At 59.6% G+C, this 17,586-nt stretch carries 20 protein-coding genes and 1 tRNA gene; 15 read left to right on the forward strand and 6 right to left on the reverse strand.

Annotated features, from left to right (window positions below; all coding sequences use genetic code 11):
- Window positions 1-80 precede the first annotated feature (80 nt).
- Complete coding sequence (locus BM438_RS33735) at window positions 81-1,379, forward strand: hypothetical protein (RefSeq protein WP_093643787.1); 1,299 nt, start codon at window positions 81-83, stop codon at window positions 1,377-1,379.
- A 74-nt stretch (window positions 1,380-1,453) separates the two neighbouring features.
- Here the strand turns inward: BM438_RS33735 and BM438_RS33740 are convergent, their stop codons facing one another.
- Window positions 1,454-2,497: a phage portal protein gene (locus BM438_RS33740; protein ID WP_093643789.1), complete on the reverse strand. Its 1,044-nt coding sequence runs from the start codon at window positions 2,495-2,497 to the stop codon at window positions 1,454-1,456.
- Window positions 2,494-4,263 (reverse strand): terminase ATPase subunit family protein, encoded by a 1,770-nt coding sequence (locus BM438_RS33745; RefSeq protein WP_093643977.1) that lies wholly within the window; start codon window positions 4,261-4,263, stop codon window positions 2,494-2,496. Before BM438_RS33745 ends, BM438_RS33740 begins: the two co-directional genes overlap by 4 nt.
- Before the next feature lie 368 nt (window positions 4,264-4,631).
- Here BM438_RS33745 and BM438_RS33750 point away from each other — a divergent pair, with 368 nt between their 5' ends.
- The 8 genes from BM438_RS33750 (at window position 4,632) to BM438_RS33790 (ending at window position 10,736) form a co-directional block, all read left to right on the forward strand.
- Window positions 4,632-4,982: a GPW/gp25 family protein gene (locus BM438_RS33750; RefSeq protein WP_093643979.1), complete on the forward strand. Its 351-nt coding sequence runs from the start codon at window positions 4,632-4,634 to the stop codon at window positions 4,980-4,982.
- Window positions 4,979-5,887, forward strand: a complete 909-nt coding sequence (locus BM438_RS33755; protein WP_093643791.1) for a baseplate J/gp47 family protein — start codon at window positions 4,979-4,981, stop codon at window positions 5,885-5,887. The genes BM438_RS33750 and BM438_RS33755 overlap by 4 nt, the downstream gene beginning before the upstream one ends.
- On the forward strand, window positions 5,880-6,503 hold the full coding sequence (locus BM438_RS33760; protein WP_093643793.1) for a phage tail protein I: 624 nt from the start codon (window positions 5,880-5,882) through the stop codon (window positions 6,501-6,503). The genes BM438_RS33755 and BM438_RS33760 overlap by 8 nt, the downstream gene beginning before the upstream one ends.
- Before the next feature lie 401 nt (window positions 6,504-6,904).
- Window positions 6,905-7,219 carry a hypothetical protein gene (locus tag BM438_RS33770; RefSeq protein ID WP_093643797.1) on the forward strand — a complete coding sequence of 105 codons (315 nt, stop codon included), beginning with the start codon at window positions 6,905-6,907 and terminating at the stop codon, window positions 7,217-7,219.
- Window positions 7,216-9,891: a toprim domain-containing protein gene (locus BM438_RS33775; RefSeq protein WP_093643799.1), complete on the forward strand. Its 2,676-nt coding sequence runs from the start codon at window positions 7,216-7,218 to the stop codon at window positions 9,889-9,891. The genes BM438_RS33770 and BM438_RS33775 overlap by 4 nt, the downstream gene beginning before the upstream one ends.
- 1 nt (window position 9,892) lies before the next feature.
- Window positions 9,893-10,126 (forward strand): hypothetical protein, encoded by a 234-nt coding sequence (locus BM438_RS33780; protein ID WP_093643801.1) that lies wholly within the window; start codon window positions 9,893-9,895, stop codon window positions 10,124-10,126.
- 72 nt (window positions 10,127-10,198) lie between these two features.
- The gene (locus BM438_RS33785) at window positions 10,199-10,468 is read left to right on the forward strand and encodes a BrnT family toxin (protein ID WP_093643803.1); all 270 of its coding nucleotides are present in this window, start codon (window positions 10,199-10,201) and stop codon (window positions 10,466-10,468) included.
- Window positions 10,452-10,736, forward strand: coding sequence for a BrnA antitoxin family protein (locus BM438_RS33790; RefSeq protein WP_093643806.1), 285 nt, complete (start codon window positions 10,452-10,454; stop codon window positions 10,734-10,736). Before BM438_RS33785 ends, BM438_RS33790 begins: the two co-directional genes overlap by 17 nt.
- 24 nt (window positions 10,737-10,760) lie before the next feature.
- On the opposite strand, the gene BM438_RS33795 is transcribed toward BM438_RS33790, so the two are convergent.
- Window positions 10,761-11,858, reverse strand: a complete 1,098-nt coding sequence (locus tag BM438_RS33795; protein ID WP_093643808.1) for a site-specific integrase — start codon at window positions 11,856-11,858, stop codon at window positions 10,761-10,763.
- A 216-nt stretch (window positions 11,859-12,074) separates the two neighbouring features.
- On the opposite strand from BM438_RS33795, the gene BM438_RS33800 reads away from it, so the two are divergent.
- Window positions 12,075-12,149: transfer RNA gene (locus tag BM438_RS33800), tRNA-Arg, on the forward strand.
- 233 nt (window positions 12,150-12,382) lie between these two features.
- On the forward strand, window positions 12,383-12,592 hold the full coding sequence (locus BM438_RS33805) for a hypothetical protein (RefSeq protein WP_093643810.1): 210 nt from the start codon (window positions 12,383-12,385) through the stop codon (window positions 12,590-12,592).
- Between the two features lie 58 nt (window positions 12,593-12,650).
- Here BM438_RS33805 and BM438_RS33810 read toward each other — a convergent pair whose 3' ends face one another.
- The 3 genes from BM438_RS33810 to BM438_RS33820 all read right to left on the reverse strand — a co-directional run bounded on the left by BM438_RS33810 (window position 12,651) and on the right by BM438_RS33820 (window position 14,224).
- A complete protein-coding gene (locus tag BM438_RS33810; protein WP_093643812.1) occupies window positions 12,651-13,358 on the reverse strand; it encodes a glutathione S-transferase C-terminal domain-containing protein in 708 nt (235 codons plus the stop codon).
- Window positions 13,359-13,586: 228 nt separating this feature from the next.
- A complete protein-coding gene (locus BM438_RS33815; protein ID WP_054035047.1) occupies window positions 13,587-13,808 on the reverse strand; it encodes a hypothetical protein in 222 nt (73 codons plus the stop codon).
- A gap of 224 nt (window positions 13,809-14,032) precedes the next feature.
- Window positions 14,033-14,224, reverse strand: a complete 192-nt coding sequence (locus BM438_RS33820) for a CsbD family protein (RefSeq protein ID WP_035552219.1) — start codon at window positions 14,222-14,224, stop codon at window positions 14,033-14,035.
- Window positions 14,225-14,400: 176 nt separating this feature from the next.
- Here BM438_RS33820 and BM438_RS33825 point away from each other — a divergent pair, with 176 nt between their 5' ends.
- From BM438_RS33825 to BM438_RS33840, 4 genes are all read left to right on the forward strand, one after another.
- Window positions 14,401-14,715 (forward strand): hypothetical protein, encoded by a 315-nt coding sequence (locus tag BM438_RS33825; RefSeq protein ID WP_093643815.1) that lies wholly within the window; start codon window positions 14,401-14,403, stop codon window positions 14,713-14,715.
- Between the two features lie 285 nt (window positions 14,716-15,000).
- On the forward strand, window positions 15,001-16,284 hold the full coding sequence (dcm, locus tag BM438_RS33830; RefSeq protein ID WP_093643817.1) for a DNA (cytosine-5-)-methyltransferase: 1,284 nt from the start codon (window positions 15,001-15,003) through the stop codon (window positions 16,282-16,284).
- Between the two features lie 30 nt (window positions 16,285-16,314).
- On the forward strand, window positions 16,315-16,761 hold the full coding sequence (locus BM438_RS33835) for a very short patch repair endonuclease (RefSeq protein WP_054035049.1): 447 nt from the start codon (window positions 16,315-16,317) through the stop codon (window positions 16,759-16,761).
- Between the two features lie 195 nt (window positions 16,762-16,956).
- Window positions 16,957-17,460 (forward strand): YbhB/YbcL family Raf kinase inhibitor-like protein, encoded by a 504-nt coding sequence (locus tag BM438_RS33840; RefSeq protein ID WP_054035050.1) that lies wholly within the window; start codon window positions 16,957-16,959, stop codon window positions 17,458-17,460.
- Window positions 17,461-17,586 lie beyond the last annotated feature (126 nt).

Consider the following 17,586-nt stretch of genomic DNA (forward strand, 5'->3'; position numbering starts at 1 on the left):
AAGCTCAAGAGTGCTCAAAAGCGACCCTCGATCATCGCCGCTTGCTGGATCCAGGCTACGCTGTGGTGATGTCATGAATTATGGAAGTCTCAATAGAAGAGCTCGACCACATACCGCCCGCTATACCGTTGCTCATTTCAGAAGTATTTGCGAAAAGCAAAGATTGGCATGTAGCTCGGCGACGGCTCAAGGAGATGTTGCCCGAGCTCAAGCGGCAATCAGAAATCTACGAGGTGTCGGCTGCCTCCCGCACTCGAGTGTCCGCCGCGCCAGGCAGCCTAGCCGTCTACCTTGACGGTGGCTTAGACCTTTTTAGCGAGGACCAGGGATGCCAGGCAATTGGTTGCAGAGTAGAAGCAGCCAAACGGCTAACGCGCAGCATTGGCCTGATCGCCGACACGATATGGTTGACAGACCTCGTAACTGAGAAATTTTGCCGGTTTGGCCGAGTTACAAACAGAAAGCTTGATGAAATACTAGGCCACGCGTTGGTCTTGTTGGAGCTTTATCCATTGATGGCCGCTGGAATCGTTAAATTTCGCAGTCCTTGGATAAGAGCTTGCTCCGCTTGCTTAGATCACTTCAATGAAGAAGTTGATCGAATTGCGGAAACCCTTCAGCGCGAGCATTCGGAAGAGTTTTCTTTAGAACCGCACCCTGCTGGAGGATTCTCCTTCAAAACGGGAAGCCTGTACGATCCGCCTTTGTATCTGCATGTCCTACCGCGCGGATCCGCAAAGTCCGATCTAGTCTCATTACAGGATCTTGTTCACGGCGCAGTGCGTTCAGCCGTTCATTCCGCTTTGTGGACGGGCAGAGAGGCCGTTATTGGTTCCGGCGCAATTTTCTCGAACTCGGGCATCGGTCTCGCAGGGCTCGCCTACAAGGAAGGCGCAGTTCGAAATCGTTCAGAGTTACGTCTCCTTGACGAACGACGCAGCGTTAACGTGCCGTGGGTTAGTGACCTCACCTCGCCTCAGATCATCCAACTACGCCAAGAGGCCGCCTCAGCGTTACCCATGTTTCGAGAGATGCTGGCAAAGCATTTGTCGACACCAGGGGACGGCGACGGCGCTCTCTCATCCAGATCAGTTGTCGACGATTTACGACAACAATCAGTTGAAGTTCGCAATGAACTTGGCGGCATCCAACGACACGCGGCCCGCTTTTGGAAGAGCAGCTACACGCTGCTCGGCTTCGGCGTATCTGCGTACGGCGTAGCGACTTCTCAGGTCTTGCCAGCCGTAGGCGGCCTTCTGCCGATCATTCAACTGATTATGAGCCACAAGTCCGGCACAGAACGCGAGATGGAAAAGGTAACGTATCGCCCCGGTTATGTTCTTGTAAAGGCTCAGGAAATACTCGCACATAACCACTGATATTGAGGCGGTACGCAGGACACTTGCCCACGAGCCAACAATGTCTAAGGCAGGCGTTCAAAAACGCGAACTCCCTACGCGGTTGCAACCGTGTCGATCGTGTACGGCACAAACCGCACCATTTCATCGCCGGCCCATTCGTTGAACTCCAGAAACTGGGCCTGTAACGGCTGAATCTCATTACGCCCAAACACTTTGGCCGCGGTGTCGGCCGCACCAAACCCGCCCGTATTGCTCGGCACGATACCGAGTAACTGAGGCGGGACACGATGCGCCGCCAGCAGATCATCGCGCGTTATGTTCTTGATGTTAAAAAACTCATCCTTCGCCGCGACCTCGGACACGGGGATGAGCTGGATCCCGTCCTTCTTGCCGTTCGGCGCGTACATGAACAGGTTGCGGAAATTGCCCGGCCCTTTCGCGTTCTTCAGCGCCGTGCGGAGCGTGTCGACGTCATCCTGATTTTGCGCCGCGTCGGTCATGTACAGGATAAAGCCCGCATGACTGCCATTCTCGTAGTAACGTCGGCGGAACAGCGTCGACGACTCGTTCAGCCATGCCGAGTGCAGCGCACCGAGATATTCGGGCAAGCCGTACACCTCCTGGTTCACGTCCGGTTCGATCATGTGAAAGATCGAACCGGCGGCGAATTCATGCGTGACACGCCACCCATCCGTCATCGCATAGCTTTGCAGATCGGCCCTGCGTCGCACGTACTTCGCCGGCGCCGATTCGAATTTGAGCGTGCCGCCCAGGCGGTTTTTCTGCCGCTCGATGTAGCTGTTACCGAACATAAGGAAATCGAGCGCCCAGCGCCGAAATGTCTCGCGCGAGAGCTTCGGGTGAGGAATAAAGGTCGACGCGAGCACATTGCGCTTGAAGTACAGTGCGGAGGCGTGGTGCGTGCCGGCGCGAAAAGTCTTGGCAAGGCCTGACCAGCTCACAGGCGGTTCATACCATCCGTTGATCGTGACCAGCTCACAGTAGTCCAGTATCTCAGCGCGATTGAGCACCGGCATTGGATCGCCGAACGTGAACGCCTCTGCCCTGCTCGTTGCGGGCACGGGCGCGGCCGGCTGGGCGGCGCTCGATAGCTTCCGCGATTGCTTTCTGCTCATGCGTAAATCTCCATAAAACCACTGTTTTGCGCCGTCATGCCCTCAAGCGGTTCGTTTGACAGCGCGTGCAGCACAGCCCATGCAAGGTCGGCGTGTCCCGTTTCCTCGCTACGGCCGGCCTCATATGTCACCTGTCGGCCGCTCGGCGTCACGGTCTTTCTGATCGCCATGAACGACTGGGCCATGTCGGTCCATCCCGCATCGAATTGCAGACGCGCATTTCCCACAACCGACAAGCCTTTAAGCACGAGCCGCCCTTTCACCTCGGGCGAATAGTTGAACGCGACCACGGTCGGAAAGAACTGTTTGACGAGCTGATAAACGCCCTGCCCGATGCCTGTCGTGTCGATCGCCATGTAGGTGACGTTGTACTGCTGCGTGATCTTGCGGATGCTCTCCGCCTGGGCCTCGAAATCCATCCCGCGCCACTGGTGTTTTTCGAGCACGCGGAATTTGCCACCGGGCACCACTGGGGGCGCGATAACTACGCACCCCGCTGAGTCACCCGACAGCGCCGGGTCGTAACCGACCCAGACCGGCATATAGCCAAACGGCCGCAGCGCGAGCGGCTTGAAGTCGTTGGCCCATTCGTCCCACGAGTCGACCATGCAGCGCTGCAGATCCGCGAGCCGGAAGATTGACGCGGTGTCGTCGATGAACTGGCACATCAACAGATTCGCGTAATCCTCGGCGCTGTATTCGAGCCGCAAATTGTCGAGATTGAACAGCGTACAACCGGTGGCCGCCGCATCCTCGACCGTGACAATCTGGCGCCACTGCAAATCCTCACAAGCGCGGCCAAGCGCCAGTGCCTTGTGCGTCACGTCCAGATGAATGTGATCGCCTTTCGGTCGACCCTTGTTGAAGTGCTCCCCACTCCAGAATTTGTAGGCCTCGTGACCGATGCTCGACGGTGTCGAAAAATACGTCTTGCGCCAATGGTCGTGCATCGCCATGCCTGATGCGACCTTGTTTAGCGCCGTGAATTTCGGCACCCAGAAGTACTCATCGAAATAGAAGTTGCCGTGGTAGCTCTGCGCCGTGCGCGCGTTCGTGCCGAGAAAGTAAAGCGTCGCACCGTTAGCCAGTACGATCGGGTCGCCAGTCAACTCGATCTCGCAAGCCTCACGTGCGAACGCGAGAATGTACTGCTTGAAAACATGCGCCTGTGATTTGCTCGCGGAAAGGAAAATCTGGTTGCGTCCGGTTTCAAGCGCATCGACAAAGGCCTCGCGCGCGAAATACCAGGTCGCACCGATCTGCCGCGACTTCAGCAGATTGCGCGTGCGTTGGTGGCCATTTCGGTACCAGACCTTTTGATAGTCGAACAGCGAATCGCGGAACGCGTCGAAGATTTTCTCTTTCTGCTCTTCGCTCACATCGTTGCGCGTCGGCTTCTTCCTGGGCGCCGCGTTGCGCGCTTCAATGTTCGGGTTGAGATCGGCCTCTTTCCCGGTCTCGTTGTACTTGCGCACGCGAGCCACGTTCGCCATCTGCCGACCAAGCAGATCGATTTCCTTGAAGTCGACCGGGTCTTTCTTTTCCTTCGCGATCAACGCACAGAGGCGCATTTCTGCCGTCAGCTCCACGCGTTCGACAGGCGTTGTCCTGTCCCAACCGTCGCGCTGTTTCCACGCCTCAACCGTCGCGCGCTTGAGCTGCAGATGGCGCGCAATAGACGACACGCGCCAACCCTGGAAATACAGGGCACGCGCTGCCCGGCGTGGATCCAGTTCTGAGCGGGTTAGATCGGTGGTTTCTGACATGGCGCAAGCGTACCCGCGCGTCACGCGCGCGCGCAGCGTAAGCCTTTGTTCCCACAGCGAAAACACACGCTACTGATTGAGTACCCACAGGCAAGACAGCAACATGAACATCTCGCTCACATACCTGTTTCAACCTGCCGGAGTACACATGCACAACCGTAAGTTGTCGCTTCTGTCGGTCGCCGTCGCGGCGCTGACGTTTGCTTTTGCGATGGACGCCCATGCGGCCGCGCTGTCTGTCGGTGCCGTCCTGAATCACGGCGATATCGTTGGCGCACTCGGCGCTCATGGCGCTGCCGCACTCGGCATCGGCTCGATCGCTAGCGCCGCCGGAGCTGCGAACCACGCGAGCACGTCGAAATGGTTTCGTGTCGCCGTTGAAGGTGCGACCACGGACGGCCGACCACCTTTACCAGTCGATTGGAAAGATCCTGACGACGTCACTCGCCTCACGCGTGAAGCGGCGCAGCTTTGGTTCAGAGATCCCGGACCTCGTCGACGCTCCCAACAACGGCGCAACCCGCACGCGCCTGTACGCCGCAAGCGCGACCGCGCTGATGCGTTGGGAACCGCGGCTAACAGTCACGCGCGTTCAACTCACGACCGAGCTGAACGACTCAGGCCAAAGCGTGCAGATTCTCGACGTTGAAGGTGTCACCTCGGAGACGGGTGCGCCGACGTCCACGCGCGTGCAACTGACCGGCGGCGGTGCCGCATGAGCACGACCCCGATCGACCTGTCACGCCTGCCAGTGCCCGATATCGTCGAAACCATCGACTACGAAACCCTGCTGGCTGAACGCAAAGCCCACCTGGTGTCGCTGTATCCGGCCGTCGATCAGAAGGACGTGGCCGCGACGCTCGAGCTGGAATCAGAACCGATGCTGATCCTGCTGCAGGAGAACGCGTATCGGGAAATCGTCCTGCGTCAGCGTGTGAACGACGCCGCGCGCGCAGTCATGCTTGCCTATTCGATGGATGCTGACCTCGACAATCTTGCGGCGTTCTTCGATATCGAACGCCAGATCATCAGGCCGGCCGACCCCGCAAACAATATCGCCGAGATCAGGGAAGGTAACGACGACCTGCGCACACGCACGCAGCTCGCCCCCCAGGGCTTTTCGGTAGCTGGCCCTGAAGGCGCCTATGTGAAGCACGCGCGCGATGCGAGCGGGTTGGTGCGTGACGCCTCGGCAATCAGCCCCACGCCGTGCAATGTCGTCGTTACCGTTCTTTCACGCGTGGGTGACGGCACGGCCGACAGAGCTCTACTGGATATCGTCGACGCAGCATTGTCGCCTGAGGACGTACGCCCGCTCGGCGACCGCGTGGTTGTCCATAGCGCGGAAATCCTGCGCTACAGCATTCGCGCCACGTTGCGATTTTTTGATGGCCCCTCGCGCGAGGTCGCTTTTGCCGAAGCGAACAAGCGCGCCGCTGTGTATGCAGAACAGATGCACCGGCTCGGCATGGAGATCACCCTCGACGGCGTCTATGCCGCGCTGCGCGCGCCGGGAGTGCAGAAGGTCAACCTCGATTCGCCACCGGCGAGCATCCCGGCCACGAAACAGCAGGCACCCTTTTGCACCTCGATTGAGCTGATCGACGGGGGTGTCTATGAATGAGCTGTTGCCGCCGAACTCGACCACGCACGAGCGCAACCTAGCGACCGTCGCCGCGCGACTGGGCGACATCGCCGTCCCGTTGCGCGACCTCACGAATCCGGACACCTGCCCGCTTGCGATTCTTCCGTGGCTCGCGTGGCACCTCGGCGCCGATCGGTGGCAAGACTACTGGAGCGAAGCCGAAAAGCGCGATCGCGTGCGCAGAACCATCCCGATCGCGAAGAAGAAAGGAACGGTCGGCGCGGTGCGTGCCGCACTCGCTGCGTTCGGCGTCGATCTGATCCTGCGCGAATGGTGGGAGCTCACGCCCCCGGGCACGCCTGGCACCTTCGACGTAGTGCTGACCGTGCACGGTCGCGAGGGCACGCGCATCACGGCCGATCTGGTGCGTGACGTGCTCGAGGAGATCGACAGGACGAAACGCCTGAGCGCGCACTACACATTCACCCAGGGCGTAACTGTCACCGGCACGCAACCGGTCGCGGGTGCCATCCGGCCCGCGCTCTACCGTCGGCTATGCCTCACAGAAGCCACGTTCTCGATGCATGGGATCCAGTCGCTCGCCGGTGTGTCACGACCCGCTGTCTATCGCCGCCTTCTCATTTCGGATATTTAACATGGCTGGATCCCTCATCACCATCACGAACGCCGGCCGCGCCGCACTTGTTGCGCCCGGCAATACCGGCACAAACACACACTTCATCACCGAGATCGGCCTGAGCACCGCACCTCGTCCACACTGCATTCATATCGAAGCAGCGCGCCGAAATCATTTCCCTGCAAGCCTGCGGCGAACGAGACTCGATGGCGTGCCGGGCATATGTCGACATGAATCTCACAACGAGTTTCGCTGTATTCGTTCGCGACCCTGCAAACGGTCAGCTCCGGGTGTTTACCGTCGCCGATCTGATGGCAAGTCTGTCAAGTCACGAGGCAGAGGCGATGCGGCCCAACGGCTCTGGTAAAGGCGAATGCCGCCTCCAAACGCCACACGTAACACCTACGTAGATAGAACTCATGGCATCAATCAAAGAACTGAAACGGCGCATCGAGCCTGTAACCCGCCGCACCACCGCCTACTACGATGCGATACTCGCAGACATGATCGTACGCGGCGCGGCTCAGGTGCCTTTCAACAATCGCCCAGGCAGCCACGAACGGTTGCGATCGCTGTACTTGTTGCTTGCGGCGATTAGCGCTCGAATGTCTCTCGAATTCCCCCATGTTAGCGCAGCACTCGACGGTGCACTTTTCGACCCAGCCACAACCGGCAACCCTGCCAGCGAAGGAATCGCGCGGCACCTTCAGCAAGAACAGGAAGTTGCTCGATGAGGGCATCACTGCATCACGACATCACGCAACGACTGCTCGCCGACTACGGCTTCAAGCACGCCGGCGCGTGGTTGCAGCAAGGTCGATGCCCAGCGTGCGAGAAGAAGGAATTGCACGCCCACGCCGACGCACCGTGGGTGCTTAAGTGCGGGCGGCTAAACAACTGCGGCGCGCAGTTCCACGTCAAAGACCTCTATCGCGATCTGTTTGAGAGCTGGTCGGATAGGTTCAAGCCAACACCGACCAATCCGAACGCGGCGGCCGACGCATATCTGCGCGATGCACGCGCCTTCGATTTGGAGAGGATTCGCGGCTGGTACGCACAGGACAGCTACTGGAACGGCCAATTGAAGGCCGGTAGCGCGACCGTGCGTTTCCCATTGCCAGCGGGCGGATACTGGGAGCGCATCATCGATCGCCCGGAACGGTTCGGCAAACGCAAAGCCAACTTCAACGGCTCGTATGGCGGCACATGGTGGGAAGCCCCCGGCGCGGACCTGACCCGGTCGGACGAGGTCTGGATCGTTGAAGGGATTTTCGACGCCATTGCGCTACTGCATCATGGCATCACCGCCGTTTCCGCGTTGAGCTGCACCAACTACCCTGCGAAGGCGCTAGAACTTCTCCGCGCGGCGGTCGTGTCAGGTAAGTGCCCGCGCCTGGTGTGGGCACTCGATGCCGATAAGGCCGGACAATCAGCGACACGCAAATGGGTTGAGCGCGCACGCGCCGATGGCTGGACGGCAGTCGCCGCGCAGATTCCGCAACGCGGCCGGGACAAGCTGGACTGGAACGACATGCATCAGCGCAAGGCCCTCGCCCCAGCAGACATCAAGGAGTACCGCTATCACGGTGATCTGCTACTGGTTGACACGCCGACAGATAAGGCGCGTCTCATTTACAACCATGATGGCTACAACGCGTTTTCGTTCATCCACCACGGCCGGTTGTACTGGTTCAAGCTCGATCTCGAAAGGTACGCCAAGGCGCGCGAGCTGGTCGAGAAGACTGCGAAGTTCGAAAGCGAAGACGAACTGCGCGAACACGCGGTGCAACAGGCGAGCACGGTAACAACGCTTGCGAATTGCGTGCCGACCGCACTGTATTTTCAGGAAAAGAAAGTCACTGACGAGAGCTGGTACTACTTTCATATCGACGGGCCAGACAAGGGTGACGTCGTCAAGAACACCTTTACGGGTACTCAGCTGGCGTCGACCGCGGAGTTCAAAAAACGGCTTCTATCGATAGCACCCGGCGCCGTATTCACCGGCACAACGCAGCAGCTCGACCACCTCATGGTCCATCACTGGGGTATTGGCCTTAAACGCGTCAAGACGATCGACTTCATCGGCTATAGCAGTGAGCACGAGTGCTACGTGTTCCAGAACACAGCGATCAAAGGCGGTGAGGTTTACGCGCTGAATGACGAGGACTACTTTGACATTGGGCCGCTGAGTATCAAGAGCGTCAATCACTCGGTATCACTGGCCCTCAATGCTGATACCGACAACTTTAGTACCGCCTGGCTCAATCCGCTGTGGAAGGCGTTCGGCGCCAAGGGCGTCGTCGCGCTCGCGTTCTGGCTCGGCACACTTTTCGCGGAGCAGATTCGCGCGAAGCACAAGAGCTACCCATTCTTCGAACTGATCGGCGAACCCGGTTCAGGCAAGACGACCATGCTCGAATTCCTGTGGAAGCTGGTCGGCCGCCTGGACTACGAGGGTTTCGATCCGTCCAAGTCGTCGCTGGCCGGCCGTGCGCGAAACATGTCGCAGGTCGGCAATCTGCCGGTCGTGCTGATTGAAGGCGATCGAGGCGATGACGGTAACAAGGCGAAAGGCTTTGATTGGGACGAGCTGAAGACCGCCTATAACGGTCGTAGCGTGCGCGCTCGCGGCACAAAGACGTCCGGTAACGAAACCGACGAGCCGCCGTTCCGTGGATCCATTGTCATTAGCCAGAACGCGAAGGTCGAGGCGAGTGAAGCCGTGATGCAACGGATCGTGCATGTGCGTATGGATCGGGCCACGCAAACTGCCGAAACACGCGCAGCGGCCGGACAACTTGAACAGTGGCCAATCGACCAGCTTTCCGGCTTCGCGATCACAGCGGCAAAAAATGAGGCACAGGTGCTCGAGCAGTTCTTCGAGCGGTTCACACAATATCGGGACGAGCTCGCCGCCAGGCCCGATATCAGGACCGGCCGGATCGCCATGATTCATGGACAGATGCGCGCCCTCGTTGACGCGCTGGAGCTGGTCATTCCTCTTACAGCGGAACAGCGCGAAGCAACGCACGCGGAACTGGGCAGCATGGCGCTCGAGCGACAGCGTTCGATCAGCACCGACCACCCGCTGGTTGAGGACTTCTGGGAGGCGTTCGACTATCTGGACGCCGGCGAAGCATCGCGACTCAATCACTCACACGATCCTGATCTGATCGCGATCAGTTTGCGGCACTTCGAACAGGTGGCCCAGGAGCACAAGCTGCGCATCACGCCGCTCGTCGACCTAAAGCGTGTGCTCAAGACGAGCCGCGCACGGAAATACGTCGATCAGAAAGTTGTGCGCAGCGCGATCAACGAGCGACGGAACCTGGAGAAGCATCTGGAACACCGGCCGGAAGCGGTGCGCTGCTGGATATTTGAAAAACCGAAGAACAGGACAGCTTGATATGAAACTGCTAACCCGCGCCTACATCCTCGAAAAATTCGGTCCGCGGCTGACCATGGGTCAGCTCGCTACGCTGCTGGCCATGTCCGAGGGCACGATCCGCAACCAGGTGAGCGCCGAGACGTTCCCAATCCCGACGTACAAGGAAGGTGCCGCGCGCTATGCGGCCTATGACGCAGTGGCCGAGTACCTCGACGACATGTCGAGGAAGGCCCGTGAGAAAGCGTCGGCATGATGCAACAGCAAATTTATCTGTAGCTACGGATAATCGTTGCGCGCAACATTAAATGTAGCTACAATTATTTGCATGGACATCACCTACGACACTGCCAAAAACGAATCGAACACAGACAAGCACGGTGTGTGGCTCGGCATGGCAGCCACGCTGGACTGGTCGGATTTGATGACCTACGTCGATACGCGTCGCGACTACAAGGAAGTGCGTGAAGTGGGCTTCGGCGTCATCGGTAACCGCCTTTACTGCGTCGTGTTCACACAGCGCGGCAACGCGATGCACATCATCAGCATGCGAAAGGCGAACAAGCGCGAGGTGCAGAGCTATGTCGAACAAACCTAAGATCATCATGCCGACAGACGAAGAAGACGCGGCAATCAACCGCGGCATCGCTGCCGATCCGGACACCTATGAGGTGCCGGCCGAAGACTTCAGAAAGATGAAGCGCCTGGGCGCCCGGGGTCGACCGCGCCTGGAGACGCCCAAAGTGCTACTGTCCGTTCGGTACGATGCCGACATCGTCGACACGTTCAAGGCGACGGGCGACGGCTGGCAGACGCGGATGAATGACGCGCTGCGCGACTGGCTCAAAGATCACCAGCCCGCCTGAGTTGGTCGACATCAGGCGGCCAACTCAGGCCGCCTTGACCAGTTTCAGCCTCCCCTTCTTTGCCACCTGCGCCGGGTCCAGATTGGTGTACCGCTTCAGGTTGCGCCAGTCCTTATGCCCTGTCACGGCGGCCACCTCTGGAATCTGCCACCCAGCTTCGAACAGCGCGCTGGTGGCTTCATGCCGCAGATCATGCAGGTGCAGATCCACGATTCCCTTTTCGTCGCAGGCCTGCTTGAAGTACTTGCTGGCCGTGCCTTTGTCAAAACGGAAAATGTAGTCGTTCCTGTGGGGCGGCGTCGTTGGATCTGCCTTGCGCTTTTCAACATATTCCGGCGGCACGGGATAGCGCGGTTGCCGCATGATGACTTCGAACGCGTCGCCAATCAGCGGGATCCACTCGTTGTTGCCGACCTTTTGCCGGGGATGCTTGCGATCGCGCACCAGCGCGAGGTGATTCTCGGCGTCGATATCATCCCAGCGCAGGCTGAACAGTTCACCACGGCGAAACGCACACTGCATGGCGACGCGCAACAGATCCGGCATCGCCTGTTGACGCTCCGGATGCTCGGCGAACCACGCAAAGATTTTCTCGATTTCTTCGGGTGTTGGTCTGCGCTCACGCTTGCCGCCGGCTTCGATCAGACGCAGATGGTGGAGCGTGGGGCGAGCCGTACCGATCGCATCGGGTAGCGTCAACTCGAGCAATGACCCCATGTGGCGCAGGACGGTGCCGAGCTTCGAGATATCCATGTCGACGGTATAGCCACCGGCGCCGGCTTTCCTACGATCCTGCGCGAACTTGACGGTACGTTGTGTCGTGAGTTTCGCTGCAAAGTCACTTTCGAACGCATCTTCCAGCCGCTTCAGGATGTAGTCCTCGTTTGACTTTTCCTTGACCGGCCGGCCGGATTCGGCGCGCGCTTCGCGGTATTTCCTGACGAGCTCGCCGACCTTGACGGTGGCCGAATCGACCGCATTCTGGCCGTTGTCGATCTCGACTTCCTTGGCCCGTGCCCAGGCCTCGGCAGCACCTTTCGTCTTGAACGTTTTTGCTATACTCTGCCCTCGCTTGCGGACCTGGGCACGCCAGCGACTGCCGACTGGCAGGATTGAAGCCATGATTTACCCCGTTCAGAAACTGTAGCAGTGCCAGATCACTTTCGACTGCTACAGGGTCGATTTGTAGCAAAAGTGTAGCAGCGACTGCTATAAACTGGGGTTCACAGGCTGTCACGGCGCTTCATTTAGGAAGAAGCAGAAAGGCCGGAAACGCCCACGGGACAAGGCTGAAGCCGACAGAAGCAAGGCCCCGGTCGTCCCATTGAAAACATCTATCTCCCCGTAGTTCAATGGATAGAACAAGTGCCTCCTAAGCGCTAGATACAGGTTCGATTCCTGTCGGGGGGACCAATCAGCAACATCCAGACACATCAAAAAGCCCCGCCCGGCATTGCCCGGCGGGGCTTTTTTGCCTCCGTCATTACCCACGCGTCTGCCGAATACGGAACGGTTGAAGCCCAATTCTCCTCTGCCCTGCGTGCCAACCGTACCCGCCTGACCACATCCGCGAAATCCACGCAGCCTATAAACCCACACCACCCACCAACACCTAAAGTATTCCCCGCGCCCGCCGAAAATCAGGCATGGAAAACGACGACCGCCTCCGCCCTGGCCATCCTCTATATGAAGAAGCGATGGCTCTCGAATTGACCGTGCGCACGCTGCGTCACGCACGGGGCAAGAAGAATCCAGAAGACGTCCTCTATGCCTCACCCGAGTGGAACGTCGTCAGCGAGGAGTTTGTGCGTGACCTTTACCGAGCAATGGGTGGCAACCCGGCCGAACTGCCCTGACCGCCGCAACGGGTCTCGCCACCACATCGCAGTCGCAGCACAAACCACCCTCACCCCATCACGCAGGCCGCTTCGGAATATCCAATCCCCTGGCCACCGCCGGACGCGCAACAAACGCCGCCAGCACTCGCTTCACATTCGAAAACTCATCAATCCCGACCAGATCCCCGGCTTCATAGAACCCGACCAGATTACGCACCCAAGGGAAAGTCGCGATATCAGCGATCGAATACTGATCACCCAAAATCCAGTCACGCCCTTCAAGCCGCTGATCCAGCACCGCCAGCAACCGCTTCGCCTCACCGATATAACGATCGCGCGGGCGTTTGTCTTCGTATTCCTTTCCAGCGAACTTGTGGAAGAAGCCCACCTGGCCAAACATCGGGCCGATGCCGCCCATCTGGAACATCACCCACTGGATCGCCTCATAACGGCCAGCAGCATCCTTCGGAATCAATTGACCGGCCTTGTCCGCCAGGTAAATCAGAATCGCGCCGGATTCGAACAGCGGCAGCGGCTTGCCGTCCGGACCGTTCGGATCGATGATCGCCGGAATCTTGTTGTTCGGATTCAGCGACAGAAACTCCGCCGACATCTGGTCGTTCGTATCGAAGCGCACGAGGTGCGGCTCATAGGGCAATCCGGTCTCTTCGAGCATGATCGAAACCTTCACGCCATTGGGCGTCGGCAGCGAATACAGCTGAATCCGGTCCGGATGCTCGGCAGGCCATTTCTTCGTGATCGGGAAGGCGGAGAGATCGGTCATGGATGGTGTAACCCTTATGCGAAAGCTGCGGCTAAAAATGGGAATCGGGAATCAGCGACCGGCCGAAAGACCGAGAACAGAGACCCGAACACGCGACCGCCAAATATAAACCGACTCGGCAGAACGCGTGCGTGAGCGCCGCAGTGCGGGTCGCCTCGAATCACACCAACGCGAACATTGCCACGCGACGCGTTTCCCCACCGCCTAGCCGCACAAAGGCACTCAGGTTCACCACAAATCCTTGGTAGCCGTACCGGCGCGCAGGTTATACCCTTCGCGCCACAAAGCCGCGCCGATTGTCAGCAACAGCGTCTTCTGCTCGCCATCGTGTTGGTCCCACGTCGCCGCCAGCCACGTGGCGAAACTCGCACAGAGGGTTTCGAGGTCGACGGGCGTCTTGCCCTCGAGGTACTGCCGCTCGAACATCGAAAGCACTTTTTCGGGTGTCATAGGCGCCTCCTACGTGTTGGATGCGCCAAGTCTAAAGGCGGCGCACAGCGTGCGGAACGTCCACGGCGCCGAACCCGGGTTACTCCCAGGCCAAAACGGCGCCGTACCCCGCGTCTGACGGAAAAGCACTAACACCCAACAGCCAGAGCCCGGCACCCAAGCCCCGTAAAAACAGAAAAAGGCGCCGAAGCGCCTTTCCCCGTCAAACAACACCGCGAACCAAATTACGGCGCGTTGCGCTTTGCATTGTCCTTGGCGTCTTCCTTAGCGTCGCCATAGGCCTTCTGCACCTTGCCGGCGCCTTGTTGAAGGTCGCCCTTAAGTTCCTTACCGGGGTTGTTGGTGGCCTTGCCGACGGCTTCGTTGACCTTGCCCTTGATCTGCTCACCCACACCCTTTACCTGGTCCTTGTTCATGTTTGGCTCCGATATCTGGAATGCCGGCGCGTCATTACGCCAGTATCCCGATTCAGCAACGGGTGTGCCCACGCCGCCCGCCGGCCGTTTTGCCCAACGAACCGAACCGCGAAAAATATTTCAAAAAAGCCCTAAAGTCCCGCCCCGGCCTGCCGTAAAGGTGCCATGGAGGGGCTATGGAACGCACACTCATTATGCTGACGGGGTCATCCCAGGCGGCGCTAGTCGACCAGGATATCGCGCATATTGGGCGCGTGATGCGACCGTCTTTACAAGGCGATCTGGCTGGACCGATTCTGCCGGTTACCTACTGGCGCAAGCGCCTGTACCAATTGCTCGACACCGGCAATCTGTCCCACGCGCAACTGTGCGCGGTCGACAGCCTCCTGCTGCAGTTGGACCAGTTCGAAGCCGAACCCCCGCCAGTATGGACAGGACCGACCGCCGCCCCGTTCCAGCCGGTACACGTCGCCGCCAGCCGTCATCTCTGATCTGACGCGCCGCACGCTCGATGGCCGGTCTTCCGCGCCGCTCAGCCCTACTCTCCCCAGCTAAAACCCAGCTAAAAAAAGGCCGCGAACCCTGTCGCGGCCTGAACACGTCGCAACGCGGGGATTTCGCGTCACGCTGTAAGCCTACACGTCCAACTGTGACATTCGCATTTAGGCAAAACGGTCTTCGTGCGACCGGAAATTTTCTGCTCACACTCCGTGAAAATAGGAAAAAGGGACGACCTTAGGTCATAATGTCCGCAAAAATTCCCAGCAAGGATATCCGTGACCCTCGCCGCACCGCTCGACCTGCTCAAACAGGCGCGCGCCCGCTTCACTCAACGCGAAATCGCCGCGCACGTCGGTAAGGACATCAAGACGGTACGTCGCTGGGAAAAAGGCGAAACACCGTGTCCGTCGATGCTCGAACCGGCCTTGCGCGATCTGCTGCACAGCAGCGGCCGGACGAAGGCCGGCTTAGCCACCGGCGACGCCCAATTCCGCTTCATCGATCTGTTTGCCGGCATCGGCGGCATTCGGATGGGTTTCGAGGCGCACGGTGGCGACTGCGTCTTCACGAGCGAGTGGAACGATTTCTCCACCAAGACCTATCGCGAGAACTACCCGCCCGGCGGCGACCACGCGCTGATCGGTGACATCGTCTCCTTTCCCGCCGAAGAAGTGCCGAGCCACGACGTGCTGCTTGGCGGCTTTCCGTGCCAGCCGTTCTCGATTGCCGGCGTCAGCAAGAAAAACGCGCTGGGTCGTCCACACGGCTTCGAATGCACGACGCAGGGCACGCTGTTTTTCGACGTCGCGCGAATCATCGCGGCAAAGCGCCCCGCCGCATTCCTGCTGGAGAACGTGAAGAATCTGCTCTCGCACGACAAAGGCCGCACCTTCGACGTGATCCTGCAGACGCTGCGCGACGAGCTCGGCTACGAAGTGCACTACCGCGTGGTCGACGGCCAGCATTTCACGCCGCAGCATCGGGAGCGCATCATCATCGTCGGCTTTCGCGGCAAGACGTCGTTTTCCTGGGACGATCTGCGTCTGCCGGAAAGCGGTCCGCGCCTTGGCTCGATCCTGCATCGCACGGACGGCAGCGAACCGGTGCTGCCATGGGACCACGATCGCTTCTTCGACCGCGCGAGCAAACGCGTGCAACCGAAGTACACGCTCACCCCGAATCTCTGGACCTATCTGCAAAACTACGCGGCGAAGCATCGCGCGGCGGGCAATGGCTTCGGTTTCGGCATGGCTTATCCCGAGAGCGTCACACGCACGCTCTCGGCGCGTTATCACAAGGACGGGTCGGAGATCCTGGTCTATCAAGGCGAACACTTGCGGCCGCGGCGCCTGACGCCGCGTGAATGTGCACGGCTGATGGGCTTTCCCGACACCTTCAGGATTCCGGTCAGCGACACGCAGGCTTACCGGCAGTTCGGCAACAGCGTCGTCATGCCGGTGATGCGGGAAGTGGCGCGCATCATGCTGCCGCATGTGCAAAACCTGCTTGCCGTGGAGACGCACAATGGTTCGAAGCAAGCCCTTTCGCTCTATTCCTGAGCGGCCCGCTCCGCTACCCAGACGCTAACGATGGTCGATATCGTCGACAGCGCAACGCGTAGCCGGATGATGTCCGGCATTCGCGGCCGCAATACGAAGCCGGAAATCTTGATCCGCAGCCTGCTGCATGGCCGGGGCTTTCGCTTCCGTTTAGACGCGCGCGATCTGCCGGGCCGGCCGGATATCGTGCTGCCGCGCTATCGCGCCGTCGTGCTGGTGCACGGCTGTTTCTGGCATGGTCACGACTGCCATCTGTTCAAATGGCCGCAAACCCGGCCCGAGTTCTGGCGCGACAAGATCGGCCGCAATCGCAGCAATGACGAGAAGGTTCGCGCGGCGCTGCTTGCCAGCGGCTGGCGCGTCGGAGTGGTATGGGAATGCGCTTTGCGTGGCGCGAATCGCGATATCGAGGGCGTGTTGCAGCGGCTCGTCGACTGGTTGAAGAGCGACGCGCCGAGCTTCGAGGAACGCAGCTGAAAGCTGCTTGTAGCCTACCCGGCTGGAGGGAACTCCAGAGCCGCTGGTGATACACTCGATTGGCTAGCTCGGAGCATTTTTTGCGTGCCGACGCTGCAGAAATCAGGCAGCAACTGGCCGGCAGTTCAATGGCAAGCCGGTAGCAAAAACAGCACGCTCCGACCATCCCAGAACCACCAAGAAGGGAGGCACACGATGGCTGATTTCCGTCTCTGGTCCGACGATTTCCCCACCAACGGCTTTATGCCGAAAGCCCACGAATACCACGACAAGGCCTTCGGCGTAGACGGCGAGAACATTTCGCCCGCGTTGCAGTGGGACGCGCCGCCGGCCGATACCCAAAGCTTCGCACTCACCGTTCACGATCCGGACGCGCCTACAGGCAGCGGCTTCTGGCACTGGGTCGTCGTCAACATTCCGGCTGATGCGCGATCGCTGCCGCGCAACGCGGGCAAAACCGATGGCTCATTGCTGCCGCAAGGCGCGCTGCAATTGCGCAACGACTACGGCACGGTCGGCTTCGGTGGCGCAGCGCCGCCGCGCGGCGACAAGACGCATCGCTATATCTTCCGCCTGCATGCGCTGAAGGTGCCGCATCTGCCGATCAATGCGGAGACCACCAACGCGGTTGCGCGCTTCATGACGCATCTGAACGAACTCGACTCGACCACCCACACCGGCCTGTACGAACTCAAATAACGCGTGAGACGCGATGCCGGTGCGCAGTCGCCGTGCCGGCATCGTCGCTGCGTGTCGTCCTGCCTCTTCAGGGCGGCACGTAGCGCGCGTGGCTCATCGTAGGATCGATGTGCCGCCCCATTCCAA

It is taken from the genome of Paraburkholderia aspalathi (assembly GCF_900116445.1).
Lineage (GTDB): Bacteria > Pseudomonadota > Gammaproteobacteria > Burkholderiales > Burkholderiaceae > Paraburkholderia > Paraburkholderia aspalathi.

Coding starts and splice junctions, on each gene's coding strand:
- BM438_RS33735 (WP_093643787.1), top strand. CDS start 81: ATGGAAGTCTCAATAGAAGAGCTCGACCACATACCGCCCGCTATACCG.
- BM438_RS33740 (WP_093643789.1), bottom strand. CDS start 2,497: ATGAGCAGAAAGCAATCGCGGAAGCTATCGAGCGCCGCCCAGCCGGCC.
- BM438_RS33745 (WP_093643977.1), bottom strand. CDS start 4,263: ATGTCAGAAACCACCGATCTAACCCGCTCAGAACTGGATCCACGCCGG.
- BM438_RS33755 (WP_093643791.1), top strand. CDS start 4,979: ATGAGCACGACCCCGATCGACCTGTCACGCCTGCCAGTGCCCGATATC.
- BM438_RS33760 (WP_093643793.1), top strand. CDS start 5,880: ATGAATGAGCTGTTGCCGCCGAACTCGACCACGCACGAGCGCAACCTA.
- BM438_RS33770 (WP_093643797.1), top strand. CDS start 6,905: ATGGCATCAATCAAAGAACTGAAACGGCGCATCGAGCCTGTAACCCGC.
- BM438_RS33775 (WP_093643799.1), top strand. CDS start 7,216: ATGAGGGCATCACTGCATCACGACATCACGCAACGACTGCTCGCCGAC.
- BM438_RS33780 (WP_093643801.1), top strand. CDS start 9,893: ATGAAACTGCTAACCCGCGCCTACATCCTCGAAAAATTCGGTCCGCGG.
- BM438_RS33785 (WP_093643803.1), top strand. CDS start 10,199: ATGGACATCACCTACGACACTGCCAAAAACGAATCGAACACAGACAAG.
- BM438_RS33790 (WP_093643806.1), top strand. CDS start 10,452: ATGTCGAACAAACCTAAGATCATCATGCCGACAGACGAAGAAGACGCG.
- BM438_RS33795 (WP_093643808.1), bottom strand. CDS start 11,858: ATGGCTTCAATCCTGCCAGTCGGCAGTCGCTGGCGTGCCCAGGTCCGC.
- BM438_RS33805 (WP_093643810.1), top strand. CDS start 12,383: ATGGAAAACGACGACCGCCTCCGCCCTGGCCATCCTCTATATGAAGAA.
- BM438_RS33810 (WP_093643812.1), bottom strand. CDS start 13,358: ATGACCGATCTCTCCGCCTTCCCGATCACGAAGAAATGGCCTGCCGAG.
- BM438_RS33815 (WP_054035047.1), bottom strand. CDS start 13,808: ATGACACCCGAAAAAGTGCTTTCGATGTTCGAGCGGCAGTACCTCGAG.
- BM438_RS33820 (WP_035552219.1), bottom strand. CDS start 14,224: ATGAACAAGGACCAGGTAAAGGGTGTGGGTGAGCAGATCAAGGGCAAG.
- BM438_RS33825 (WP_093643815.1), top strand. CDS start 14,401: ATGGAACGCACACTCATTATGCTGACGGGGTCATCCCAGGCGGCGCTA.
- BM438_RS33835 (WP_054035049.1), top strand. CDS start 16,315: ATGGTCGATATCGTCGACAGCGCAACGCGTAGCCGGATGATGTCCGGC.
- BM438_RS33840 (WP_054035050.1), top strand. CDS start 16,957: ATGGCTGATTTCCGTCTCTGGTCCGACGATTTCCCCACCAACGGCTTT.